Here is a 24,816-nt window from a genome sequence, read left to right as displayed (position 1 = left end):
ATATATATTATAAAGAATGCAATACTCATTGATACGCTTTGAAGAGGGAACCCTAAATCGGAAGGTAAGGTGAGACTAGTGAAACAGGAATACGTTCTGGACGGTTTGGATTGCAGCAATTGTGCCCGAAAAATCGAAAATGGAGTCAAAGGCATAAAAGGCATTGACGGATGCGCGGTAAATTTTGCGGCAAGCACCTTAACTGTCTCAGCCGATGGGAAAGAAGAGCAATGGGTCACGAATAAAGTAGAGAAAAAAGTGAAATCAATTGATCCGCATGTAACGGTTCGGCAAAAGCATAAAAAGAAATCAGCTGATGATGGCTATCGTAATAGAATGGTCAATATGCTGATCAGAATGGCGGCGGCTGTCATTCTCGGCGCAGCGGCATATTTGGTTCATTCGGGAACCATTGAACTTTTCCTCGCTGCTTATTTGATCATCGGCGGTGACATTGTCATCCGCGCAGTCAAAAACATCATCCGCGGTCAGGTGTTTGATGAGCATTTCTTAATGGCTCTTGCCACAATCGGCGCTTTTCTGATTCAGCAATACCCTGAGGGGGTCGCCGTTATGCTGTTTTATAAAATCGGTGAGCTTTTTCAAGGTGCCGCGGTCAGCCGTTCCAGAAAATCAATTAGTGCGTTAATGGACATACGGCCTGATTACGCCAATCTCAATACAAAGAACGGCATCGAACAGGTTTCCCCGGAGGACGTTCAGACAGGAGACATCATTGTGGTTAATCCGGGAGAAAGCATACCCCTGGACGGTAAGGTCGTGCACGGGTCAGCGATGGTTGATACATCTGCTTTAACAGGTGAGTCCGTTCCGAGAAAAGCTGCGGAAGGACAAGATGTAATGTCAGGCTTTATCAATCAAAACGGCGTTCTGCATATTGAAGTCACAAAGGGCTATCAGGAATCAGCAGTATCAAAAATATTAGACCTGGTTCAGAATGCGAGCAGCCGTAAAGCCCGGACAGAAAACTTTATCACGAAGTTTGCCAAGTATTATACACCTGCTGTTGTGATCATCGCGGTATTGCTGGCCTTTGTTCCGCCGCTTGTTCTTTCTGGCGCCGCGCTTTCCGATTGGGTGTACCGCGCGCTTATCTTTTTAGTGATTTCTTGTCCTTGTGCGCTTGTTGTCTCCATTCCGCTCGGTTTCTTCGGCGGAATCGGATCGGCCTCAAAGGCCGGAGTGCTTGTAAAGGGAAGCAATTATTTAGAAGCTTTGAATCAAGTCAAATACGCGGTGTTTGATAAAACGGGAACACTAACAAAAGGCAGCTTTGAAGTGACAGAAATCAAACCGGCGGAAGGTTTTACAAAGGATAGATTACTTGAAGCGGCGGCATACGCTGAGCTTCATTCACAGCATCCGATTGCTGAATCTGTGCGTAAAGCTTACGGGAAAATGCTTTCCTCCGATGAGATAGAGTCATACGAAGAAATCCCCGGCCACGGCATTTTTGCAAAGGTAAATGGAACTGAGATCCTTGCCGGGAATAAAAAGCTCATGGAAAGAGAACAAATTGAGGATGTCCCGGATGAAAATGCTGGAACAATCGTACACGTTGCTGTTGATCAACGCTATGCCGGAGCAATCATCATAACGGATGAAGTAAAGGAAGACGCAGCACAGGCGGTTGCTGATCTGAAGTCGCTTGGGATCAAACAGACAGCTATGCTGACGGGTGATTCGAAACAAACGGGAGAAGCCGTCGGAAAACAGCTTGGGATTGGTGAGGTATATGCAGAGCTGCTGCCGCAAGATAAAGTCGCGCAGGTCGAAGCATTAGAAGCTAAGCTTTTGCCTAGTGAAAAACTCATTTTTGTCGGTGACGGCATCAATGATACGCCGGTGCTTGCACGCGCAGATATAGGGGTTGCGATGGGAGGCCTTGGCTCAGACGCCGCGGTAGAAGCCGCAGACATCGTGCTGATGACAGATCAGCCGTCAAAAATAGCAGAAGCGATTCGGATTGCGAAACGGACACGGCGAATCGTGTGGCAAAACATCGGCTTTGCTTTAGGTGTGAAAGCGATCTTTCTCATTCTTGGAGCATTTGGAATTGCAACCATGTGGGAAGCGGTTTTCTCAGATGTCGGTGTTACACTGCTCGCTGTGGCAAACGCTATGCGCGTCATGCGTCTCAAAAACAAATAAATTGTCGGAGAGAATTCATTTTTTCGGGGTTTTCTTATCGGCGCTTGTCTTGTTAAAATAAAGAAGTGGGTCAATTGCGATCCGCTTCTTTTTTAATTTTAAAACGATGAGGTGTCGGAGTGAAAAAGAAACAGCAGTCTTCTGCGAAATTCGCGGTCATCCTTACGGTTGTGGTTGTTGTATTGCTAGCAGCCATTGTCATCATTAATAACAAAACGGAACAAGGCAATGATGCGGTTTCCGGACAGCCGTCTATCAAAGGGCAGCCTGTGCTTGGCAAGGACGATGCACCGGTAACTGTAGTAGAATTCGGAGATTACAAATGTCCGTCTTGCAAGGTGTTTAACAGTGACATCTTTCCAAAAATACAAAAAGACTTTATTGATAAGGGCGATGTGAAATTTTCTTTCGTGAACGTCATGTTCCATGGAAAAGGTTCAAGATTAGCGGCTCTTACATCTGAAGAAGTATGGAAGGAAGACCCTGACTCTTTCTGGGATTTCCATGAAAAGCTGTTCGAAAAACAGCCGGATACGGAACAGGAATGGGTAACCCCAGGCCTCCTTGGTGATCTTGCAAAAAGCACCACAAAGATAAAACCTGATACGCTCAAGGAAAATCTTGATAAGGAAACATTCGCTTCTCAAGTGGAAAAGGATTCTGACCTTAATCAAAAAATGAACATACAGGCAACACCGACGATTTACGTCAATGATAAAGTGATCAAAAATTTTGCGGATTATGATGAAATCAAAGAGACAATAGAAAAAGAGCTGAAAGGGAAGTAACGATATGAAAAATAGAATCGTATTTTTATATGCTTCCTGGGTTGTGGCTCTTATCGCTATGCTGGGCAGCCTGTATTTCAGTGAAATCAGAAAGTTTATTCCATGTGAACTGTGCTGGTACCAGCGTATCCTCATGTATCCGCTCGTCCTGATTTTAGGCATCGCCACCTTTCAAGGGGACACACGAGTGAAAAAATATGTGCTCCCGATGGCGATTATAGGGGCATTCATTTCGACCATGCATTACTTAGAGCAAAAAGTGCCCGGTTTTAGCGGCATTAAGCCATGTGTCAGCGGCGTGCCGTGCTCGGGCCAATATATTAACTGGTTTGGTTTTATTACGATTCCATTCCTGGCCCTGATTGCTTTTATCCTGATTATCATTTTTATGTGCCTGCTGAAAGGCGAAAAATCTGAATAACAAAAAAAGCGCCCGCGTATGCCGGGCGCTTTTTTCATCTCGAAAACTCACGCTCAATAGCGTTTGGTGTACTCCCTCAAAATTTATCTTTTTTTATCGTGAAAATGTTATTGATTTTACCCTTGAGCGATTATAAAATCTAGAGGTCGTCAGAAAATTTAACAAACATAAAAGGGAGTCATCAGAATGGCTTGGGAGCTGCTCAGTGTGATTGGCATCATTGCGTTTGCAGTCAGCGGCGCAATTGTTGCGATGGAAGAGGAATATGATATTTTAGGAGTTTATATATTAGGGATTGTCACAGCTTTTGGAGGAGGAGCGATCCGCAATTTGCTGATCGGCGTTCCGGTGTCAGCGCTATGGGAGCAGGGAGCGTACTTTCAAATCGCGCTTTTATCTATTACAATTGTGTTTCTGTTTCCGAAGCTGCTGCTGAAGCATTGGAATAAGTGGGGCAATTTATCAGATGCGATCGGCCTCGCTGCCTTTGCTATCCAAGGCGCACTGTATGCCGTCAAAATGGGCCATCCGCTTAGTGCCGTGATCGTGGCTGCTGTGCTGACGGGAAGCGGGGGCGGAATCATCCGTGACCTTCTTGCCGGGCGCAAACCGCTTGTGCTGAAGGCAGAAATTTATGCAGTCTGGGCGGCTCTCGGCGGTTTAATCGTCGGCTTGGGCTGGCTGGGGAACTCGTTTGGCTTGTACGTTCTGTTTTTCGTGCTCGTTGTTTGCCGGGTTTGTTCTTATATGTTTAATTGGAAGCTGCCAAACCGTTCTTTTCGTTTAGATAATTAATACCAAAAAAACCGATTTCGATGTGAAATCGGTTTTTTCTGCATATAAATAACCCAAACCTTGAACGATGTTGGGTGAATGTGCTAAGATAAATTGTATTTGCCAGTTTTCATCATATATTTAATATATGTATCCAATTATATTTTACAGTATTTCATCTATGTATGTCAACTATTTTCTGGAGGTGCCGTTCATGAATCAGCAGGATAAGGAATGGAAGGAAGAGCAGTCGAGAATAGATGAGGTGCTGCAGGTGCTCGAAAAAAAAGAGCGGTTTCTGGAAACGTCTGCGGGCGGGTTGAAGCATGATATCATCGGATTAAGAAAAAGCTTTTGGGAGGATGTTAAGGTTAATTTTGATGATGCCCATGAAGCGATTGAAACGATGGCAAGCATTAAGCAGCAGGCAGAGCTGCTGTCTGATCGGGAACAGAATCATCGGCGCATGGATCAGCAGCTCAAACGAATTCATCAATTAAAAAAATCGCCTTATTTCGGCCGGATTGATTTTATTGAAAACGGCGAGGAGCAGGCAGAGCGAATTTATATCGGTTTAGCTTCCTGTTTGGATGAGAAGGAGGAACACTTTCTGATTTATGACTGGAGGGCGCCGATATCAAGTTTGTACTACAATTATTCCCCAGGAAAAGCGGAGTACGAGGTGCCCGGTGAAACGATAGAAGGGGAAATGGTGCTGAAACGCCAGTTTATGATCAAAAACGGCACTCTCAAGGCGATGTTTAATTCCGATATGACGATTGGCGATGAAATGCTGCAAGAGGTATTAAGCCAGCACTCCGATACCCAAATGAAAAACATCGTGTCTACGATTCAGAAAGAACAAAATCAGATTATCCGTAATGAAAAAAGCAAGATCCTGATCGTGCAGGGAGCGGCTGGCAGCGGGAAAACATCGGCTGCGCTTCAGCGTGTCGCTTATTTGTTATACAGGCACCGCGGCGTCATTGATGCCGGACAAATCGTTTTGTTTTCTCCCAACTTCTTATTTAACAGCTATGTATCCTCTGTTTTGCCTGAGTTAGGAGAAGAGAATATGGAGCAGGCGACGTTTCAGGAATATATCGAGCATCGTCTTGGCCGCAAGTTCAAATGTGAAAGCGCCTTTGATCAGCTCGAATATTGCCTGACTGAAACAAAGGAAGGCGATTTTCCAACAAGGCTTGCGGGAATCACATGGAAGGCGGGTTTATCCTTTCAGCAATTCATTAATGAATACGTCACACGGCTTTCCTCTGAAGGGATGATTTTTAAAAATATTATATTCCGCGGACAAAAGCTGATCACAAAGGAACACATTCAATCCTATTTTTACTCATTGGATCAAAATCACTCCATTCCGAACCGGATGGAGCAAACCGCGAAGTGGCTGCTGAGTGAGCTTAACAAGCTTGAGAAAAAGGAACGGCGAAAGGATTGGGTCGTTCATGAAGCTGAGCTGCTCGACAAAGAGGACTACTTGGACGTGTATAAGAAACTGCAGGAAAGGAAACGGTTCAGCGAGAGTACGTTTAACGATTATCAAAGAGAGCAGCAGCTGCTTGCCGCCATCATTGTGAAAAAAGCTTTCAAACCGCTCAAACAAGCGGTCAGGCTCCTTGCATTTCTTGATGTTCCACAGATGTATTTGCAATTGTTTTCTGGCTGGGGAGGAAAATTTCAGCATGAGAAGGTGGCCGCGATAGGTGAGCTGACCCGTTTGGCATTTACGGATAATAAATTGCTCTATGAGGACGCGGCACCGTTTCTTTATATGCAGGATCTGATTGAGGGCAGAAAGAAAAATACGAAGATCAAACATCTATTTATTGACGAAGCCCAAGACTATTCACCGTTTCAGATGGCTTACATGAGAAGCATTTTTCCGGCTGCCAGCATGACAGTGCTCGGTGATATCAATCAGTCCATCTACGCGCATACCGTACAAGGGGATCAGCGTATGGATGCGAGCTTTGAGGATGAGCCTGCTGAGTATGTTCGTTTAAAGAGAACATACAGATCAACAAGGCAGATTGTCGAATTTACCAAAGCGATGCTTCAAGATGGAGAGGATATTGAGCCGTTTAATAGAAGCGGGGAAATGCCGCTCGTTGTCAAAACTGAAGGACATGAGAGCCTTTGCCAAAAGCTCGCGCAAGAAATTGGACGGCTCAAGAAAAAAGGGCACGAAACAATAGCCGTCATCTGCAAGACTGCGCAACAATGCATACAGGCGCACGCCCACATGAGTGAATATACAGATGTTCGCCTGATTCATAAAGAAAATCAACCATTCCAAAAGGGTGTTTGCGTGATTCCGGTGTATTTAGCGAAGGGAATTGAATTTGACGCAGTGCTTGTCTATGATGCATCTGAAGAACACTATCATACAGAGCACGACCGCAGGCTTTTATATACTGCGTGCACCCGTGCGATGCACATGCTGGCGGTATTTTATACAGGTGCAGCCAGTCCGTTTGTAACCGCTGTGCCGCCTCACTTATATCAGATTGCTGAATGAAGAGAAGGGAGTCCTTCTCTTTTTTCTATTTACATGAAGCATAGCCGTTTTATCATTAGGATTCTTAATAGTTATCATCATGTAAATATATTTTACTTAAGCCTAGTATTCCGGTAAAGTTCAATTAGATGCAATTTTCGATCAGTTTATAACTTTGTGAGGTGGATACGTTGCAACTTCAGGTAATGAACAGTCCGTTTAATCAGGAGCAGGCAGAGCTCCTTAACCGCCTTCTGCCGACCTTGACCGAATCCCAGAAAATCTGGCTGAGCGGATACTTATCCGCGCAATCTGTTTCCGCCCAAGAAACGGCGGGTGCGCCGGCGGCAGCTGTGTCTGCGGAAGCGGTGGCACCAGCCGTTTCAAAAGAAGTGACCGTTCTTTATGGTTCACAGACGGGAAACGCACAGGGGCTTGCAGAAAATGCCGGCAAGCAGCTTGAACAGAGCGGTTTTCAAGTGACCGTCTCATCCATGAGCGATTTTAAGCCGAATCAGCTGAAGAAAGTAAACAATCTTTTAATCGTCGTCAGTACGCATGGAGAAGGCGAGCCGCCTGATAACGCGCTGTCGTTTCACGAATTTCTGCATGGAAGACGGGCGCCTAAGCTTGAAGATCTGCGCTTTTCCGTTTTGGCGCTTGGTGACAGTTCGTACGAATTTTTCTGCCAGACAGGGAAAGAATTTGATCAGCGCTTAGAAGAACTCGGCGGAAAACGGATTTCTCCGCGCGTTGATTGCGATCTTGACTATGATGAACCGGCAGCCGAATGGCTTGAGGGTGTATTGAAGGGATTAAATGAAGCTGGGGGCGGAAGCGCCGCGCCTGCGCCGGCGGCTGCGTCTCAAACCGGTGAGTCTTCGTATTCCAGAACAAACCCGTTTCGGGCTGAAGTATTAGAAAATTTAAATTTAAACGGCAGAGGATCAAATAAAGAAACACGCCATGTGGAGCTGTCTCTTGAAGGATCTGGCCTGACTTACGAGCCTGGTGACAGCCTCGGCGTCTATCCGGAAAACGATCCGGAACTTGTCGAGCTGCTCCTTAAGGAAATGAATTGGGACCCGGAAGAAATTGTGACGCTTAATAAGCAAGGTGATGTCCGTCCGCTGAAAGAAGCGCTGATTTCTCACTATGAGATTACCGTTCTCACAAAACCGCTTCTTGAACAGGCAGCCCAACTGACAGGGAACGATGAGCTTAGAGAGCTTTTAGCCCCGGGAAATGAGGAGAATGTAAAAGCCTATATTGAAGGGCGCGATTTGCTTGATCTCGTCCGTGACTATGGCCCATTTAGTGTATCTGCGCAGGAGTTTGTCTCGATTTTGCGAAAAATGCCTGCCCGCCTTTATTCGATTGCAAGCAGTTTATCCGCAAATCCGGATGAAGTGCATTTAACAATCGGCGCAGTCCGCTACGATGCGCACGGCCGTGAACGAAAAGGCGTCTGCTCGATTTTGTGCGCGGAACGTCTGCAGCCGGGAGACACACTGCCGGTTTATGTACAGCACAATCAAAACTTTAAGCTTCCGAAAGACCCTGAAACACCGATTATCATGGTGGGCCCTGGGACAGGCGTCGCACCTTTCCGTTCCTTTATGCAGGAGCGTGAGGAGACGGGAGCGGAAGGAAAGGCATGGATGTTCTTTGGCGATCAGCGCTTTGTCACGGATTTCCTTTACCAGACAGAGTGGCAGAATTGGCTCAAAGACGGTGTGCTGACAAAAATGGATGTGGCGTTCTCACGTGATACGGAAGAAAAAGTTTATGTGCAGCACCGCATGCTCGAACATAGCGCAGAATTGTTTGAATGGCTTCAAGAAGGAGCGGCTGTTTACATTTGCGGAGATGAAAAGCACATGGCGCATGACGTCCATAACACATTGCTTGAAATTATCGAAAAAGAAGGCAATATGAGCCGCGAAGAAGCGGAGGCTTATCTTGCCGATATGCAGCAGCAAAAACGCTATCAGCGTGATGTATATTGATTTGACTTGAAAGGAGTTTTTCAACATGGTGACCAAAATTCTAAAAGCACCGGACGGCTCTCCAAGTGATGTTGAACGCATTAAAAAAGAAAGTGATTATTTGCGCGGAACGCTGAAAGAAGTGATGCTCGATCGAATCAGTGCCGGAATTCCGGATGATGACAACCGCCTGATGAAACACCACGGCAGTTATTTGCAGGATGACCGAGATCTTCGAAATGAACGCCAAAAGCAGAAGCTTGAGCCCGCATATCAGTTCATGCTGCGCGTGCGTATGCCAGGGGGCGTCTCAACGCCTGAACAATGGCTTGTCATGGATGATCTGTCCCAGAAATACGGGAACGGCACATTAAAATTGACGACACGTGAAACGTTCCAAATGCACGGGATTCTGAAATGGAACATGAAGAAAACCATTCAGACGATCCACTCAGCACTTTTGGATACGATCGCAGCCTGCGGAGACGTAAACCGTAACGTCATGTGTGCATCAAATCCTTATCAATCTGAAATCCACTCAGAGGTATACGAGTGGTCTAAAAAATTAAGTGATGATCTGCTGCCGCGGACGAGAGCATATCATGAAATTTGGCTTGATGAAGAAAGAGTTGCCGGCACGCCGGAGGAAGAAGTCGAGCCAATGTACGGACCGCTCTATCTGCCGCGGAAGTTTAAAATCGGTATTGCCGTTCCGCCGTCTAATGATATTGACGTCTTTTCACAAGATCTCGGATTCATTGCGATTGTCGAGGATGGCAAGCTGATCGGTTTTAACGTGGCGATCGGCGGCGGTATGGGAATGACGCATGGCGATACTGCGACATATCCGCAATTAGCCAAGGTCATCGGATTCTGCCGGCCCGATCAAATGTATGACGTTGCTGAAAAAACGATTACGATTCAGCGTGATTACGGCAACCGTTCTGTCCGTAAAAATGCGCGGTTCAAATACACAGTTGACCGCCTCGGTTTAGAAAACGTAAAAGAAGAATTGGAAAACCGTCTCGGCTGGAGCCTGGAAGAAGCGAAGCCTTATCATTTCGATCATAACGGCGACCGCTACGGCTGGGTGGAAGGCATCGAGGATAAATGGCATTTCACGCTGTTTGTCGAAGGCGGCCGTATAACGGATTACGATGATTATAAGCTGATGACAGGCTTGCGGGAAATTGCCAAAGTTCATACAGGCGAGTTCCGGCTGACAGCCAATCAGAACTTAATGATTGCGAACGTTTCAAGCGATAAAAAAGAAGAAATCAGTGCTTTAATTGAACAATACGGACTAACTGACGGCAAGCACTATTCAGCGCTTCGCCGCAGCTCGATGGCGTGCGTCGCTCTTCCGACCTGCGGATTGGCAATGGCTGAAGCAGAACGTTATTTGCCGACCCTGTTAGATAAGATTGAAGAGATTATTGACGAAAACGGCCTTCGTGATCAGGAAATCACCATTCGCATGACAGGATGCCCGAACGGCTGTGCACGTCATGCACTCGGTGAGATCGGATTTATCGGAAAGGCGCCGGGCAAATATAATATGTATCTTGGCGCTGCGTTTGACGGAAGCCGTTTAAGCAAAATGTACCGTGAAAACATCGGTGAAGCAGACATTTTAAGCGAGCTGCGCATCCTTCTTTCCCGCTATGCGAAAGAACGCGAGGAAGGCGAGCATTTCGGTGACTTTGTCATCCGCGCGGGCATTATTAAAGCAACAACTGACGGTACGAATTTTCATGATTGAGAAAACTAAGAAGAGAGACAGGGAGTAGTTTCCTGTCTCTTTTTTCTGTAATTTGCTCTTCTGCAAAAAAGTTCACTGTGAGCATATCATGAGAAAAAATACCCTAAAAAGGGTACTATAAAAGAAGACAAGTGTGGAGGGAACTCCTGCGAAACCACATAGCGGATGCAAGGCCAGACTAGCTCAGCGGCTTTTAGACAAACAGATTTTTGGCTCAACATGCCGAAACACAACAGACGAAGGAGGTCATGCATTTGGACATATTTTTAGTTGTGCTCGTATTATTAACGATTATTGCGATTTCTAATATCGTGAACCGGTTTATTCCGTTTATTCCGGTACCGCTGATTCAAGTGGCTCTTGGGATTCTTGCCGCATCATTTCCACAGGGTCTTCATTTTGAATTAAATACCGAATTGTTTTTTGTTCTGTTTATCGCGCCTCTGCTATTTAATGATGGAAAGAGGACACCGCGGGCAGAGCTTTGGAATTTAAGGGCTCCGATTTTATTGCTTGCACTCGGCCTTGTATTTGCGACTGTGATTGTAGGCGGCTACACGATTCACTGGATGATTCCTGCTATTCCGCTGGCAGCGGCCTTTGGACTTGCGGCCATTCTTTCACCGACTGATGTCGTCGCTGTCAGCGCATTATCAGGAAGAGTGAAAATGCCAAAAGGGATTCTTCGCCTGCTGGAAGGTGAGGGGCTGATGAATGACGCATCAGGTCTGGTGGCCTTTAAGTTTGCGATTGCAGCGGCAGTGACTGGTGCATTTTCATTAGCACAAGCGGCTGTCAGCTTTGTCTTTATTTCTCTCGGAGGCTTGCTGTGCGGGGTTGTCATTTCATTTTTGATTATTCGTTTTCGCCTATTTCTGCGCCGCCTTGGCATGCAGGATGTCACGATGCATATGCTGATTCAAATTCTGACGCCGTTTGTGATTTATTTGGCAGCTGAAGAAATCGGCGTTTCCGGCATTTTAGCTGTTGTGGCTGGCGGTATTACCCATGCGGTTGAACAGGATCGTCTGGAATCAACGATGATCAAGCTGCAAATTGTCTCCTCAAGTACGTGGAACATTATTTTATTTATTTTGAACGGCCTGGTCTTCGTTATTCTCGGCACGCAAATCCCTGATGTTATTTCTGTTATCTTTAACGACACTGCCATCAGCAACATGAAGGTGATCGGCTATATCCTAGTCATCACATTTACGTTAATGCTCCTGAGATTCCTGTGGGTGCTGTTCTTCTGGAACGGCAAATGGTTCTTTAATAAAGATCAGAACATCTATAAACCGGGTCTTCGTTCGACGCTGTTAATTTCGATTTCCGGTGTGCGTGGAGCAGTAACGCTTGCAGGTTCTTTTTCCATTCCGTATTTCCTGGAGGACGGCACGCCGTTTCCGGAAAGAAATCTGATTCTCTTTTTAGCAGCCGGCGTCATTTTATGCACGCTTGTCATTGCTACCGTTGTGCTGCCGATTCTGACTGAAAAAGAAGAAGAGGACGAGGAACGAAACAAGAAGCTGCTGACGGCGAGACGTAAATTGATCAAAACAGCCCTTCAAACGATTAAAGAGGACATGAATGAGACAAACAAAACGGCCTCTCTTGCGGTGATAGCTGAATACAATGAGAAAATGAAAAATCTTCGTTTTCAGCAATATACATCGTCTAATCGCATCAAAAAGCACGAGCGAAAAGTCCGTGCGCAAGGGGTTAAGGCAGAGCAAGAGGCGCTGATGAAAATGCTGGAGCGGGGAGACATCCCGGAAGAAACAGCAAATGTGCTGCAAGAACGATTTAACGAGTTGGAAATTTTGTATGCGAACCCGTTTAAAGTCGGATTATCAAAAACAAGGCTCAAGAGGCTGATGTATTGGATTTTCTTCGGTGAACATAAAAAGCCGGAGATGTCGATCTTAAATGAAGCGGGATTGATACGGGCAACAAGAGTGAAAACGGCAAAAGCAGCGATAGAATATCTGGAAAAACATAAGACGGATGAGCATAAAGAAGTGTTTTTATCTGTCATTACATTCTATAAGCAGTTAATTTTCAGGCTGGAGCACAGCCATCATGAGTTAAAATCAAGTGCCCATTTTGAAAATCAGAAGCTGGAAGTGAAGCTGAAGGCTGTGCAGGCGATCAGAAATGAAATTCAAACGCTCTTCGAAGAGAGGGAAATTTCCCGGGACATCTCCCATGAGCTTCGCCAATACATTAATGATGTCGAAGCCGCCATGCTTGAAGGCGGCGAATAAATGGAGCAAAAAAGCTGGCGTTAGAGCGCCAGCTTTTTTCTATATTAAGGGCGATGAAATGCGACAGTGCTGCCATCCCGGTCGAACCAGCCTCTGAAGGCCCAGTTGATCCAGCCGCCATCGCCTTTGTTTGTAAAGGTTCCGTCTTCAAATACCCAAATGCCATACGTAATGCCGTCGTAAACGGCTGAGCCGTAAAATTGCACACCGTTCAAATGATCTTCATATTCCTGGCTTAAATTAAAGACCATGACATTATATTTTTGGCCGGATGCGTAGAAGGAAGACTCCATGAGGTTTTTCACAAACCCATCTCTGTTCTGTGCGGATTTGATGGCATCAGCGATCTGGTTGGCAATTCCAAGTACATCCAGGTTGACGTTTAAACCTACATCAGCGGCAGTTGTTCCAGCAGTAGTTGTCTGCGACATCTTCGGAGCAGGATTTTCTTCAGCGGAAGCAAAGGACAAAGGGGCAATTGTCAAAGCGGCACCAAGAGCAAGTGTCATTGGGATACGAATACGTTTCAAGTTGTTTCCTCCTTTGTTTTCATTTGGTTACACTACACGCATACCCTGCTCAATGTATTTGTAATCTCAATATTGTTAAAATAGGAAAAAAATAGTGTTTTGATTTGCCTGTGCTGTGAAAAAAGAAGCAAAAAGAGGGTCTTAAGCGTATTATTGGTATCGGCTGAGAGGAATGTGAGATAATATAGACGCTTACATTTCAGTGAAAGGGTGGATGTTCAAGTGCCGACAAGTTTAAAAGATACTGTAAAGTTACATAACGGAGTTGAAATGCCTTGGTTCGGTCTGGGCGTTTTTAAAGTAGAAAATGGTAATGAAGCGACTGAATCAGTGAAAGCGGCAATTGAAAATGGCTATCGCAGCATTGATACAGCAGCGATCTACAAAAATGAAGAAGGCGTTGGCATCGGGATTAAAGAATCCGGTGTGGCAAGAGAAGAGCTCTTCATCACATCAAAAGTGTGGAATGAAGATCAAGGCTACGAAACAACGCTTGCTGCCTTTGAAAAAAGCCTGGAAAGATTGCAGCTTGATTACTTAGATTTATATTTGATCCATTGGCCTGGCAAAGATAAATATAAAGATACATGGCGCGCGCTTGAAAAGCTGTACAAAGACGGCAAAATTCGCGCGATCGGCGTCAGCAACTTCCAAGTTCATCATTTAGAAGAGCTGTTGAAAGATGCTGAAATCAAACCGATGGTGAACCAAGTTGAATTTCACCCTCGTTTGACGCAAAAAGAATTAAGAGATTACTGCAAAGCGCAAGGCATTCAGCTGGAAGCGTGGTCTCCGCTCATGCAGGGACAGCTTTTGGATAACGAAGTGCTGACACAGATTGCTGAAAAACACAATAAATCTGTGGCTCAAGTGATTTTGCGCTGGGATCTGCAGCATGAAGTTGTAACCATTCCAAAATCCATTAAAGAACACCGTATCATCGAAAACGCTGATATTTTTGATTTCGAATTGTCTCAAGAAGACATGGACAAAATTGACGCATTAAATAAAGATGAACGTGTCGGCCCAAATCCTGATGAGCTTCTGTTTTAATCAAAAAACTCCCCGTAATGGGGAGTTTTTTTAGTGCGTTTTTTTCTGTTGAATGAAAAACAGCATCAAAAAGGAAATGACAACAATACAGACGACCCACGCCCAAGCAAGAGTATTGTTGCCGGAATCCAATGCGACATATATCGCCGTCGGCAGTGTTTGCGTCACACCGGGGATGTTCCCTGCAAACATGAGTGTTGCGCCAAATTCTCCGAGCGCCCGCGCCAGGCTGAGGATGCTTCCGGTCAGCAATGAAGGATAGGCAAGCGGGACGGAGATATGGATAAACACTTTCCATCTGCTAGCGCCGTCTACCATTGCCGCGCCTTGTATATCGGGGTCAATGTCAGCAAAGCCGGTTTTGGCTGATTGATACATAAGCGGAAAGGCTACAACAGCCGAGGCGATCACAGCGGCCCACCAGGTGAAAATGACAGGCTGCCGGAAGATCCACTCGATGGCTTGTCCGATGAAGCTGTGCTTTCCGAAAATGACGATCAAAATAAAACCGACAACAGTAGGCGGAAGAACGAGCGGAAGCATAAAACATGTTTCGAGTGCCGTTTTTCCGAAAAATGATGCCCGTGACATCCATGCTCCAGCAAGTGTTCCGAGAATAATGACAGCAATTCCGGCAACTGCCGCCACCTGAAAGGAAAGCACAACGGGTGTGAAAAATTCTGAAGCGCTTATGCTACTCGGCAGTAAAGCCATATTTCTCAAATACTTTCATTGCTTCATCAGATTGCAGGTATTCGTAAAATTCCTTCGCTTCCTTACGGTGTTTTGTATCTTTTAGGATTCCTAACGGATAGACAATTGGGCTGTGTGTATCTGCTTTTGCCTCGTCAATAATGTTGACCTTTTTCGAGACCAGGGCATCTGTTTTATAAACAATACCTGCGTCTACATTGCCGGTTTCAACATAAGAAAGAACTTGGCGAACGTCTTTTCCATACACAATTTTATCCTTCACTTTGTCCCATAAAGACAGCTTTGTCAGTGATTCTTTCCCATAAGCTCCTGCCGGTACGGATTCCGGAGTGCCAAGGGCGATTTTTTCTGATTCAGCCAGATTGCTGAATCTTGTCACAGGTGAATCTCCGTTTTTCGGTACGACCAGCACAATTTCATTACCGACTAAATCAGTGCTGTCTTTTTTTGCGATATCTCCATCATCCACCAGCTTTTTAAATTTATCCTCAGCAGCTGAGAAGAACAGATCTGCTCCTGCTCCTTGAGAAATCTGTTTTTGCAAGGCGCCGGATGAGCCATAGTTATCTTGGATGGTTATATGTTGATGATCTTTTTCATAATTTTTTTGGATTTCCTCAAGTGCATCCTGCGCGCTGGCGGCAGCTGAGATGGTTAACGTTACTTTTTTCTCGCTGTCCGTTGAAGACTGGTTTGAAGAACAGCCTGCTGCAAGCAGAAAAGCAGTTAAGGCTGCGATGAAAATAGAATACTTCTTAAACATGATTGCACCCCTTATTATTAGATATAACTAATTATAACTGATTATGTTTGGTTTATGTGGGTTTTTTTACATTCGGCGAAAAGGTATAATAAAATAGGAGAGTGATGATGATGAATGAAACCTCTTCCTATACGATAGAAGAAGTTGCAGGTCTGCTGAAGGTATCAAAGCTGACCGTTTATGATTTGATTAAAAAAGGCGTGCTGCCTGCTTACCGTGTCGGAAGGCAGATGCGTGTGGATGAAGAAGATTTAAAGCAATATAAAACAAATATGAGAATGTCTCAGCCCATCGCTGCAACTGAAGCGCCGAAACAGGTGCAGGAGGCTGAGCCGGACGGCAGACCGAATGTCATGATCAGCGGACAGGACATTTCGATGGATATCCTCAGCAAGCATTTGGAGAATGCCATTCAGGAGACGCCGCTCCGTAAATACAAAGGAAGCTTAAACAGCCTGATTGATATGTATCAAGGCAAGTGTGACATTGTCAGCCTCCATTTGTACGATGCAGAAACGGGCCAGTATAACGCTCCTTATGTGAAGCGGATTTTGACAGGTGAACCGTTTTGTCTCATCAATGTCGTTCTCCGCAAAGCAGGACTGTATGTGAAAAAAGGGAATCCGAAAAACATTCAAGGCTGGAAAGACTTGAAAAGAGCCGATATCCGGATCATCAACAGGGAAAAGGGTTCTGGCGCAAGGGTGCTCCTTGATGAACAGCTTGGCTTGCTTGGTGTGAATCCGGCTGATGTAAAGGGATACGGCGATATCGTGACCGATCATTACGCTGCCGCTTCACAAGTTTCAAGCGGACAGGCTGACGCGGGAATCGGGGCGCAGCACGCGGCACATATGGGCAGTGTTGATTTTATCTCGCTCATCGACGAACAATATGATATCGTCGTTTTGAAAAAACATGAGCAGCTGCTGAAAGCCGTGAAGGAGATTTTGAATTCTGAGGAATACAAGGCGAATTTGTCTCATTTAAACGGCTATGAAACAAAGCTGACTGGCAAGGTGATGTTGGAAACGTAAAAAATCCCTCTTGATAGAGGGATTTTTTCATTCGGAAAACCTGAGCAGGTCACCATTTAAAATTTTATCAGAGAGAGAAAGTTCTTCGTTTGCTTTCTCCTTGTAAGGGAGGCACGCATCCTGATCTTCCAGCACTTCACCTGTTTTTTGGCTATAGCACGTGTTCTTTGTGTATATATAATCGTTCGTAATAAAGCTGCCGTTTCGCAGAACGGCGAATGGGGTGCGGTCGCTGGACAGTAAATCATTGCCGAATTGGATATCGCCTTTTGTCTCAACGCCGAGCAAATGCATCAGTGTCGGCCTGACGTCGACCTGTCCCCCGGCATCAGGGATGGTTTCCGGCTTTTGATCGGTGATTCCCGGGATATGTATGATAAACGGCACCCGCTGGAGCTGAACGTTGTCATACGGTGTGATTTCGTCTTTCCCTAAAAACTCAGCCATTGCCTCGTTATGGGCTTCAGAAATGCCGTAATGATCTCCCATAAATACGATCATCGAATTTTCGTATAAGCCTTCGTCCTTCAGTTTTTTGATAAAATGCTTCAATGCTTCATCCTCATAGCGAACCGTGGTCACATAGCGGTTTAACAGATCACTGCTTGAATCGAATTCATCTATCAGCTGATCCTTTTCATCAATCTCAAACGGAAAATGATTCGTTAACGTGATAAAACTGCTGTAGAACGGCTGCGGCAGGCTTTTCAGCTTTTCGGCGGACTGCTCTAAAAATTCTTTGTCTTTTAAGCCCCAGCTTGTAGATGTCCCGGGAGTGACATGAAAATCATCAACATCAAAAAAGCGGTCAATGCCAAACGTATCATACATGACATCTCTGTTCCAAAATGTTTTATGGTTAGCGTGAAAGACGGCTGAATAATAATCGTGCTGCTTCAGCGATTTATACATCGTATGAAATTGATGGTCGCTTTTCGTGAAAAAGACGGCGCCGCTAAGGGAAGGATACAGTGAGTTAGCGACGATAAATTCTGAATCTGATGTTTTGCCTTGTTCTGTTTGCTGATAGAAATGATCAAAGGAATAGCTTTTTTTAATAAGATCATTCATAAATGGGGTAATTTCTTTTCCATTTACTTTTTCATTCAGAACAAAGCTTTGGGTCGATTCAAGTGTTACAAAGATGACATTGCGCCCCTTTGCAAGACCGAATTTGCTTTGATCAGGCTTGCTGTAATCAGCCTCTGTGTAGTTTTTAATGGCAGTTATACTGTCTTCATCGGCAAAAGCTTTCGCGCTGATATTAACAGTCTGAGAAATTGTATCGTAAATATGGAACTGAAACAGACCGATGCTTTTGACTAGCATTTCCCGGTCAAAAGAATGTGCCAAAAGCTTCGGCTGCTGTACTTCTGCAAGTGCCAGTGTGCATAAAAGCATGCCGCAGGAAGCTGCATAGTACCGTTTGATCGTGCGGGGAGCGGCTTTTGTCTGTGGGTGTTTGGTTTTTCTGGCGAACAGCAGCAGAAAAACCAAATCCACAAACAGGGCGATAAACAGAGGATGGAACAATTCTTTTACACTGCTGCCCATATCGCTCATGTTGCTGGCCTGAAATAAAACCGGGATGGTAATAAAATCGATATAAAAGCCGTAAAAAATCGTATTAGAGATCAAGATAACAGTCAGAACCAAATTGGCAATCAGCAAAAAGGCCCGCTGCTTGTTTTCTTTTAGAAACAGGCCGATCCCGAATAAAGGAAGAATAAAGCTGAGCGGGTTGACCAGCAGCATTAGCTCCTCCAACAGAGTATCGATTTGCAAATCAAAGCCGAGTTTATATATCACATACGTTTTGATCCACATAAATAAGATCGAAAAACATAAAAACCGCTGATTGTGAAAAAAGGTTCCTTTCATCAATATGACTCCTCACGTTTTCTTGATCATCTGCATGAAATGCTTCTTAAGTAAAACCTACTAAAAACAGCCGGTTCAGACAAGTCTCAGCACTCATGTTTAAAACATGCGCCCATGAAACAGCATATAAAAGTAGTAACATGAAGCAAGGGTCAGGCCGGCTAGCACGAGCTGCTCAGAAAAACTGCCTGTCTTCATATATAATGGAAGCCGAACGCGGATCGTGGAAGGGAATAATAATTTGATTCCGTTCACAGTCCAAGCGTCAAGAATCAAGTGGCTCGCCATTCCGATCATCAGGCCGGCTGATATGTTTTTATCTGGAATGTATGTAGAAGTGATAAAAAACATGATGAGCATAAACAGCAGGCTGTGTGTAAAGGTGCGATGGCCAAAAACGGAGCTGACCACTTTCGATAAAATAGGAAATCTTCTCCCGATTTTGCTTTGTGTGTGGCAGATATCGGGTATTAATGCTCCAACCGCGCCTGACGCAGCCATAAGCACTGGATCAAATCCATAATAATAAGCCGCTGCCGTACAAGAAGCGATGCCTCCCATGATGTGTGTTTTTCCTGTCATTTGCCGCTTCTCCTTTTATCTTTTGCAAAAAATCTCTGAATTACAAATATATCAAGAGAATGTATGTTTGATCAACAGGACTTTGGACGATAAAAAATATCCCGCATAATTTTTCAGGAAAGAGGCATCTTAAACATGTACCTATTTTTTAAAAGAGGTGATACGAATGGGTTTCTTTAATAAAGATAAAGGAAAACGTTCCGAAAAAGAAAAAAACGTAATCCAAGGAGCTCTTGAAGATGCTGGTTCAGCTCTAAAAGATGATCCGCTTCAAGAAGCTGTGCAAAAAAAGAAAAATAATCGATAACCACATGCGGATAGGGCTTGGCCCTATCCGTATTTTCCATCTGTTCCCTTTGACAGATCATCCTTTCTTTGATAACCTTCTGGGAGTAACTGAATAATTAAATCCTCACTCTTTCTCAGTGAGGTAGAGGTTGCGCGGATGATAAGTCACACATGCCAGGCTGACAGGGGCTGTTAAACATGTGTAAAAGGCATCAGCGCCGAAGTGTGGAGAAAGCCGATCCTTCTCTATGCTGGGACTGTATCTGAATAAGTGCAGGACTGCCGCGTGCTTTTTCGCGGAGGGCTATCCGGAGATCAAGGGTGTGTGTTTCTTTAAGCATGGACTTTTGTTCAGGCTTTTTTTGCGTTTATATGATCTCGGGGTCTGGTCCGTACAAAGAATCATGGAGGTACTGGAATGGAACAGACAAAAAAATGGGGTTTTTGGTTATTAACGGCGTTTGTCGTTGGAAATATGGTTGGATCAGGAATTTTCTCCTTGCCGAGCTCGCTTGCTTCAATTGCGAGTCCGTTTGGAGCTACGTCCGCCTGGCTTTTGACAGGTGCCGGCGTGCTGATGATTGCACTTGTGTTCGGACATTTGTCCATTCGTAAGCCTGAACTGACAGCGGGACCGCAAAGTTATGCAAGAGCGCTGTTTTCTGACCCGAAAAAAGGCAACGCTGCCGGTTTCACAATGGTGTGGGGCTACTGGGTGGCGAGCTGGATCAGTAACGTGGCGATCATCACAAGTCTCGCCGGTTACTTGACTTCGTTCTTCCCGATCTTGGTTGATAAACGTGAGATGTTTTCGATCGGCGGGCAAGAGGTGACACTCGGCCAATTACTGACGTTTGCCGTATGTACGATCTTGTTATGGGGAACGCACGCGATTCTTGTTGCCAGCATTAACGGCGCAAGTAAATTAAACTTTGTCACAACGCTTTCTAAAGTATTAGGTTTTGTCTTCTTTATCGTTGCCGGTTTATTTGTGTTTCAAACGGCATTATTCGGTCATTTTTATTTCCCGGTTCAAGGAGAAAACGGCACAAGCATTGGAATTGGCGGCCAGGTTCATAACGCCGCGATTTCTACACTGTGGGCGTTTGTCGGAATTGAATCCGCGGTGATCCTGTCCGGCCGTGCGCGCTCTCAGCGTGATGTGAAACGTGCGACAATTACCGGCTTGCTGATTGCCTTGAGCATATATATTATTGTGACTTTAATTACGATGGGTGTTCTGCCGCATGATAAGCTTGTCGGCTCTGAAAAACCATTTGTTGATGTACTCTATGCGATTGTTGGAAACGCGGGAAGCGTGATTATGGCGCTTTTGGCTATCCTTTGTTTATTCGGAACGATGCTCGGCTGGATTTTGCTTGGCTCTGAGGTGCCATACCAAGCCGCTAAAGCAGGAGATTTCCCGGCATTTTTTGCAAAAACGAATAAAAAGGGAAGTCCGGTCATTGCACTCATTATTACAAACGTCATGTCACAGGTCTTCATTTTCTCGGTTATTTCCCGGACAATAAGTGACGCATTTACATTTTTAACGACAGCGGCTACACTTGCATATTTAATTCCGTATCTGGTATCTGCAATCTACAGCTTGAAGGTAGTCATCAAAGGTGAAACGTATGACCAGCTGAAAGGCTCCCGTGTAAGAGACGGATTGATCGCGATACTGGCGTGTGCATACTCCGTGTTTGTTATCGTAACAGGCACAGCAGATTTAACGACATTTATCCTCGGCATCGGTTTATTCTTTGTCGGCTTAATCGTTTATCCATTTGTGAGTAAAAAGTTCCAGAAAGAAAAACAAGCATAATGAAAAGTCACCTGATTTGCTCAGGTGTCTTTTTTATAAAATCACAATTTCTCCTGTTAGGAATCCGTTCGTTAAATATGCAAAAAACGTTTTTCAGTCTCTCCAGCATAAAAAAACTGATCGTGTTGAGGATGCAGCTTAATATGAATGGCTCAAAGAAAATATCCGATATGATTCAAATTGAGCCGTTCCTTATAAATCAGCAAAAGAGCCGCGGGTAGGCGGCTCTTTTGTTTATTTAGTCAAGCTTTCCGTAATATACTCCAGTTGTCCTTCTAATGAAATCGGGTCTGTGAAATAGAAGCCAATCGGATCAATCTTGTATACATGGCCATTTTTAACGGCATTCAGGTTCTTCCAAATGGAGCTGTCAAATACGCCGCCATCATCACCGCCTGATTGCCATGGGCCCGCGAAAATGTAATCCCCGGCGAAATCAGGGAGCTTCTCTAATGAAATACTTGTATAACCTGGCCCCTGGTCAATGGCTTTTTCTTTTGTCAGCTTTGTAGCCTGCAGGCCGAGGTCTTTGTAAATGATGCTTCCGCCTCTTCCAAAGTCTTTACCAAATACGTAAATGTCTTTTCCGTTCGTTTGCATAATGGAAATGGTTTTGTCACCGACCGCTTTTTTGATTTTTGTTTTAGCGGCCGCAACTTTTTTATCCCACTCGGCCAGCCATTTTTCAGCTTTATCTTCAGTTCCCGTCATTTTTGCAAATTCTTTCAGCTGTTCGATGTTGTCGAGCTTATCGTATTTTACTGCGACAGTCGGCGCAATTTTTTCAAGCTTTTTAATATCAGCGCCCTGTGTTGTCCAGACGATAATCAGGTCAGGGTTCAAATCAATGACCTTTTCAACCGAAGTGCCGTCTCCGATGTTTTCAACGCCGTCGGTTTTTCCTTTGTAGTAAGGGTTTTTAAATACATTCTCAGGCGCACCGACAACGTTGATGCCGAGTGTTTTGAAGTAGCCGTAATAGCCGTCTGCCATGACAACCACCCGTTTAGGATGCTTCGGGATTTTTACATTTCCGTTTTCAGCCTTGTATGTAAAGGTTTCTGCGCCTTTTGAATCAGAGGCAGAACCTTTGCTTTCTGAGTTATTCCCGCAGGCTGCCAGCGCTGCAATCAATAACAGGGCAAAAAACGCGGCTCCGAGTTTCTTGTATATATGGGTCATATCTCATACCTTCTTTCTAAAAAATAGATGAAAAAGAGAATCATTATCATCTGTGATTATACCACTGCAAGTGCCGGTTGACACGATATTTTTGCAAATGCATTTTCATTTTTGTTTAAAACACTCTATTAAATCAGCTGAAAAAAGTGATATACTGAAACAACAATTGATAATCATTATCAGTAACAGAAAGGAAGTACGGCAGTTGAGTCAACATAAAAATATACAGACTGCATCAGAAGAAATCCAATGGACGCCAAGGACATATGGCGCGGTCATCGTCCTTATTGCAGGTCTATGCCTGCTTTGCCTTGGCGCATTTTTATCCATATCCCTCGGTGCAGCGGATATTCATTTGCGCACTGTATGGGACGCCATTTTTTATTTCAAGCCGACAAAGACATCTCACCAAATTATACATGATCTTCGGCTGCCGAGAACGGCGGCTGCCGCGCTTGTAGGCGCATTGTTGGCAGTGTCGGGAGCAATCATGCAGGGGATGACGAGAAACCCATTGGCAGAGCCTTCGATTATGGGTGTGACATCAGGCTCTGCGTTTGCGGTTTCGATTGCGTTTGCCTTTTTTCCCGGACTTTCTGCAATGGGGCTTGTGCTATGGTCCTTTGCGGGAGCGGGGCTGGGGGCATCGACGGTAATGGGCATAGGCTTGTTTTCAAGGGGCGGACTTACGCCTGTAAAGCTTGCTCTGGCGGGTACGGCAGTTACTTATTTCTTTACCGGCATTTCAACTGCTATTGCAATCCGCTTTGATGTCGCTCAGGATATCAGCTTTTGGTACGCAGGCGGGGTAGCGGGTGTGAAATGGTCGGGGGTCCAGCTTTTGCTTATTGCAGGGGCTGTCGGTTTAACGCTCGCGTTTTTCATCGCCCGGTCTGTGACAGTGTTAAGTCTCGGTGACGATCTGGCAAAAGGGCTTGGACAATATACATCAGCGGTGAAACTGGTTGGCATGCTTATTGTAGTAATTCTGACCGGAGCTGCGGTTTCCATTGCCGGCACCATTGCATTTATCGGGCTGATCATTCCGCATATTACCCGTTTTTTGGTCGGTGTGGATTATCGGTGGATCATTCCTTGCTCGGCGGTGCTCGGTGCTGTTTTGCTTGTTTTTGCTGACATAGCGGCCAGACTCGTAAATGCGCCCTTTGAAACGCCTGTCGGCGCGCTGACTTCTCTTATCGGCGTTCCCTTTTTCTTTTATTTGGCACGTCGTGAAAGGAGAGGGCTGTAATGAAAACAAAAACAAACAAACCGCTCGTTGTAATGGCTGTGACCCTTTTGCTCATCGTGCTAGTCTTTTTTATCAGTCTCAATTTGGGCGTTATCAAAATTGCACCGCTTAAAACGCTTCAGGTCTTTTTCGGCCAAGGAACGGCGCGTGATGAACTTGTCTTATTTGAGTTCAGGATGCCCCGGATCATCCTTTCTTTGCTTGTTGGAGCAGGGATCTCCGTAGCTGGAGCCATTTTGCAAAGCGTGTCTCAAAATGAACTTGCCGAGCCTGGTATTCTCGGAATTAACGCCGGCGGTTCACTTGCTGTAGTGCTTTTTATATACTTTTTTCAAGGGTCAGCTTCAGATCTTAGCTTTTTCGGAACATTTATGCTGCCGTTCAGTGCTTTGGCAGGAGCAATCCTCGCTGCGTTTCTCATTTATATTCTGGCATGGAAAAAAGGCGTGACACCGATTCGGCTGATTTTAGTCGGCATAGGGGTGAATGCCGGATTCAATGCCCTGTTGCTGATTTTTCAGCTTAAGATGGACCCTCATGATTTTATGCAAGCCGCGGTTTGGATATCCGGCTCAATATGGGGGGCGAACTGGAATATGATCTGGGCGATTCTCCCTTGGATTGTGATCTTGCTTCTGTTTACTTTATATAAGGCACGCTATTTGAACATTATGCAGCTCGGAGACCAATTGGCGACCGGGCTGGGCACCGCTGTTGAAAGGGAAAGACGGATTCTTCTTCTGGCAGCGGTCACTCTTGCCGCTTCATGCGTGGCAGCTGCGGGGGGCATTGCGTTTCTCGGATTGATCGCGCCGCATGTGGCTAGAAGGCTGACCGGTCCACGTCACCAGACGCTGATACCGGTCTCCGCCTTCATCGGCTCATTCCTGTTTTTGCTTGCTGATACGCTGGCGAGAAATGTATTGGCACCATCAGAAATTCCGGTCGGACTTGTCATTTCCGTGCTAGGTGCGCCTTACTTTATTTATTTATTGATGAAAGCGAATTAGAGGAGG

Annotated in this window: 20 protein-coding genes and 1 riboswitch; of the genes, 14 read left to right on the top strand and 6 right to left on the bottom strand. The window is 45.2% G+C overall.

Features of this window, described 5'->3' with window-relative positions:
• The first annotated feature begins 69 nt into the window (after positions 1-69).
• The 8 genes from NSQ09_RS01615 (at position 70) to NSQ09_RS01580 (ending at position 12,690) form a co-directional block, all read left to right on the top strand.
• Positions 70-2,172, top strand: a complete 2,103-nt coding sequence (locus NSQ09_RS01615; RefSeq protein ID WP_129137908.1) for a heavy metal translocating P-type ATPase — start codon at positions 70-72, stop codon at positions 2,170-2,172.
• 119 nt (positions 2,173-2,291) lie between these two features.
• A complete protein-coding gene (bdbD, locus tag NSQ09_RS01610; RefSeq protein WP_341030472.1) occupies positions 2,292-2,960 on the top strand; it encodes a disulfide bond formation protein BdbD in 669 nt (222 codons plus the stop codon).
• A gap of 4 nt (positions 2,961-2,964) precedes the next feature.
• Entirely contained in the window at positions 2,965-3,381 is a 417-nt protein-coding gene (locus tag NSQ09_RS01605; RefSeq protein ID WP_015384637.1) for a disulfide oxidoreductase, read from the top strand.
• A 186-nt stretch (positions 3,382-3,567) separates the two neighbouring features.
• Positions 3,568-4,176 (top strand): trimeric intracellular cation channel family protein, encoded by a 609-nt coding sequence (locus tag NSQ09_RS01600; RefSeq protein ID WP_003219999.1) that lies wholly within the window; start codon positions 3,568-3,570, stop codon positions 4,174-4,176.
• Positions 4,177-4,369: 193 nt separating this feature from the next.
• On the top strand, positions 4,370-6,694 hold the full coding sequence (helD, locus tag NSQ09_RS01595; protein WP_017695148.1) for a DNA helicase IV: 2,325 nt from the start codon (positions 4,370-4,372) through the stop codon (positions 6,692-6,694).
• A 170-nt stretch (positions 6,695-6,864) separates the two neighbouring features.
• Positions 6,865-8,682 (top strand): assimilatory sulfite reductase (NADPH) flavoprotein subunit, encoded by a 1,818-nt coding sequence (locus NSQ09_RS01590; protein ID WP_041353352.1) that lies wholly within the window; start codon positions 6,865-6,867, stop codon positions 8,680-8,682.
• Between the two features lie 25 nt (positions 8,683-8,707).
• Positions 8,708-10,423 carry an assimilatory sulfite reductase (NADPH) hemoprotein subunit gene (gene cysI / locus NSQ09_RS01585; protein ID WP_017696388.1) on the top strand — a complete coding sequence of 572 codons (1,716 nt, stop codon included), beginning with the start codon at positions 8,708-8,710 and terminating at the stop codon, positions 10,421-10,423.
• Positions 10,424-10,677: 254 nt separating this feature from the next.
• Positions 10,678-12,690: a Na+/H+ antiporter gene (locus tag NSQ09_RS01580; RefSeq protein ID WP_003243269.1), complete on the top strand. Its 2,013-nt coding sequence runs from the start codon at positions 10,678-10,680 to the stop codon at positions 12,688-12,690.
• A gap of 44 nt (positions 12,691-12,734) precedes the next feature.
• Here NSQ09_RS01580 and yvgO read toward each other — a convergent pair whose 3' ends face one another.
• Positions 12,735-13,220, bottom strand: coding sequence for a stress response protein YvgO (gene yvgO / locus NSQ09_RS01575; RefSeq protein WP_003243913.1), 486 nt, complete (start codon positions 13,218-13,220; stop codon positions 12,735-12,737).
• Positions 13,221-13,442: 222 nt separating this feature from the next.
• Here yvgO and pgoN point away from each other — a divergent pair, with 222 nt between their 5' ends.
• Positions 13,443-14,273: a glyoxal/methylglyoxal reductase gene (pgoN, locus tag NSQ09_RS01570; protein ID WP_017696389.1), complete on the top strand. Its 831-nt coding sequence runs from the start codon at positions 13,443-13,445 to the stop codon at positions 14,271-14,273.
• Positions 14,274-14,303: 30 nt separating this feature from the next.
• Here pgoN and modB read toward each other — a convergent pair whose 3' ends face one another.
• Both modB and modA read right to left on the bottom strand, forming a co-directional pair.
• The gene (modB, locus tag NSQ09_RS01565; RefSeq protein ID WP_124059094.1) at positions 14,304-14,996 is read right to left on the bottom strand and encodes a molybdate ABC transporter permease subunit; all 693 of its coding nucleotides are present in this window, start codon (positions 14,994-14,996) and stop codon (positions 14,304-14,306) included.
• A complete protein-coding gene (gene modA, locus NSQ09_RS01560; protein ID WP_017696391.1) occupies positions 14,968-15,750 on the bottom strand; it encodes a molybdate ABC transporter substrate-binding protein in 783 nt (260 codons plus the stop codon). The genes modB and modA overlap by 29 nt, the downstream gene beginning before the upstream one ends.
• A gap of 110 nt (positions 15,751-15,860) precedes the next feature.
• Here modA and NSQ09_RS01555 point away from each other — a divergent pair, with 110 nt between their 5' ends.
• On the top strand, positions 15,861-16,787 hold the full coding sequence (locus NSQ09_RS01555; protein WP_026113680.1) for a substrate-binding domain-containing protein: 927 nt from the start codon (positions 15,861-15,863) through the stop codon (positions 16,785-16,787).
• A gap of 27 nt (positions 16,788-16,814) precedes the next feature.
• On the opposite strand, the gene NSQ09_RS01550 is transcribed toward NSQ09_RS01555, so the two are convergent.
• Together NSQ09_RS01550 and NSQ09_RS01545 are read right to left on the bottom strand one after the other, a co-directional pair.
• Complete coding sequence (locus tag NSQ09_RS01550) at positions 16,815-18,668, bottom strand: LTA synthase family protein (RefSeq protein WP_017696393.1); 1,854 nt, start codon at positions 18,666-18,668, stop codon at positions 16,815-16,817.
• A gap of 99 nt (positions 18,669-18,767) precedes the next feature.
• Positions 18,768-19,250 (bottom strand): metal-dependent hydrolase, encoded by a 483-nt coding sequence (locus NSQ09_RS01545; RefSeq protein ID WP_017696394.1) that lies wholly within the window; start codon positions 19,248-19,250, stop codon positions 18,768-18,770.
• Between the two features lie 166 nt (positions 19,251-19,416).
• On the opposite strand from NSQ09_RS01545, the gene sspJ reads away from it, so the two are divergent.
• A complete protein-coding gene (gene sspJ / locus NSQ09_RS01540; RefSeq protein WP_003221612.1) occupies positions 19,417-19,557 on the top strand; it encodes a small acid-soluble spore protein SspJ in 141 nt (46 codons plus the stop codon).
• A 116-nt stretch (positions 19,558-19,673) separates the two neighbouring features.
• A riboswitch (Lysine riboswitch) is annotated at positions 19,674-19,853 on the top strand.
• 103 nt (positions 19,854-19,956) lie between these two features.
• Entirely contained in the window at positions 19,957-21,366 is a 1,410-nt protein-coding gene (locus NSQ09_RS01535; protein WP_003228445.1) for an amino acid permease, read from the top strand.
• A gap of 234 nt (positions 21,367-21,600) precedes the next feature.
• Here the strand turns inward: NSQ09_RS01535 and NSQ09_RS01530 are convergent, their stop codons facing one another.
• Positions 21,601-22,548, bottom strand: a complete 948-nt coding sequence (locus NSQ09_RS01530; protein ID WP_014480851.1) for an iron-hydroxamate ABC transporter substrate-binding protein — start codon at positions 22,546-22,548, stop codon at positions 21,601-21,603.
• A 205-nt stretch (positions 22,549-22,753) separates the two neighbouring features.
• Between NSQ09_RS01530 and NSQ09_RS01525 the strand changes: the two genes are divergently transcribed.
• Complete coding sequence (locus NSQ09_RS01525) at positions 22,754-23,800, top strand: FecCD family ABC transporter permease (protein ID WP_041333118.1); 1,047 nt, start codon at positions 22,754-22,756, stop codon at positions 23,798-23,800.
• Positions 23,800-24,810, top strand: a complete 1,011-nt coding sequence (locus tag NSQ09_RS01520) for a FecCD family ABC transporter permease (RefSeq protein WP_129137904.1) — start codon at positions 23,800-23,802, stop codon at positions 24,808-24,810. The genes NSQ09_RS01525 and NSQ09_RS01520 overlap by 1 nt, the downstream gene beginning before the upstream one ends.
• Positions 24,811-24,816 lie beyond the last annotated feature (6 nt).

This window comes from Bacillus sp. FSL W8-1202, assembly GCF_038006165.1.
Taxonomy (GTDB): domain Bacteria; phylum Bacillota; class Bacilli; order Bacillales; family Bacillaceae; genus Bacillus; species Bacillus subtilis.
This window is presented reverse-complemented; position numbering and strand designations above follow the sequence as displayed.

What these genes read in the sequence shown, in the direction of transcription:
- NSQ09_RS01605 (WP_015384637.1), top strand. Translation starts at nt 2,965, where the DNA reads ATGAAAAATAGAATCGTATTTTTATATGCTTCCTGGGTTGTGGCTCTT.
- NSQ09_RS01600 (WP_003219999.1), top strand. Translation starts at nt 3,568, where the DNA reads ATGGCTTGGGAGCTGCTCAGTGTGATTGGCATCATTGCGTTTGCAGTC.
- helD (WP_017695148.1), top strand. Translation starts at nt 4,370, where the DNA reads ATGAATCAGCAGGATAAGGAATGGAAGGAAGAGCAGTCGAGAATAGAT.
- cysI (WP_017696388.1), top strand. Translation starts at nt 8,708, where the DNA reads ATGGTGACCAAAATTCTAAAAGCACCGGACGGCTCTCCAAGTGATGTT.
- modA (WP_017696391.1), bottom strand. Translation starts at nt 15,750, where the DNA reads ATGTTTAAGAAGTATTCTATTTTCATCGCAGCCTTAACTGCTTTTCTG.
- NSQ09_RS01555 (WP_026113680.1), top strand. Translation starts at nt 15,861, where the DNA reads ATGAATGAAACCTCTTCCTATACGATAGAAGAAGTTGCAGGTCTGCTG.
- NSQ09_RS01550 (WP_017696393.1), bottom strand. Translation starts at nt 18,668, where the DNA reads ATGAAAGGAACCTTTTTTCACAATCAGCGGTTTTTATGTTTTTCGATC.
- NSQ09_RS01545 (WP_017696394.1), bottom strand. Translation starts at nt 19,250, where the DNA reads ATGACAGGAAAAACACACATCATGGGAGGCATCGCTTCTTGTACGGCA.
- sspJ (WP_003221612.1), top strand. Translation starts at nt 19,417, where the DNA reads ATGGGTTTCTTTAATAAAGATAAAGGAAAACGTTCCGAAAAAGAAAAA.
- NSQ09_RS01535 (WP_003228445.1), top strand. Translation starts at nt 19,957, where the DNA reads ATGGAACAGACAAAAAAATGGGGTTTTTGGTTATTAACGGCGTTTGTC.
- NSQ09_RS01530 (WP_014480851.1), bottom strand. Translation starts at nt 22,548, where the DNA reads ATGACCCATATATACAAGAAACTCGGAGCCGCGTTTTTTGCCCTGTTA.
- NSQ09_RS01520 (WP_129137904.1), top strand. Translation starts at nt 23,800, where the DNA reads ATGAAAACAAAAACAAACAAACCGCTCGTTGTAATGGCTGTGACCCTT.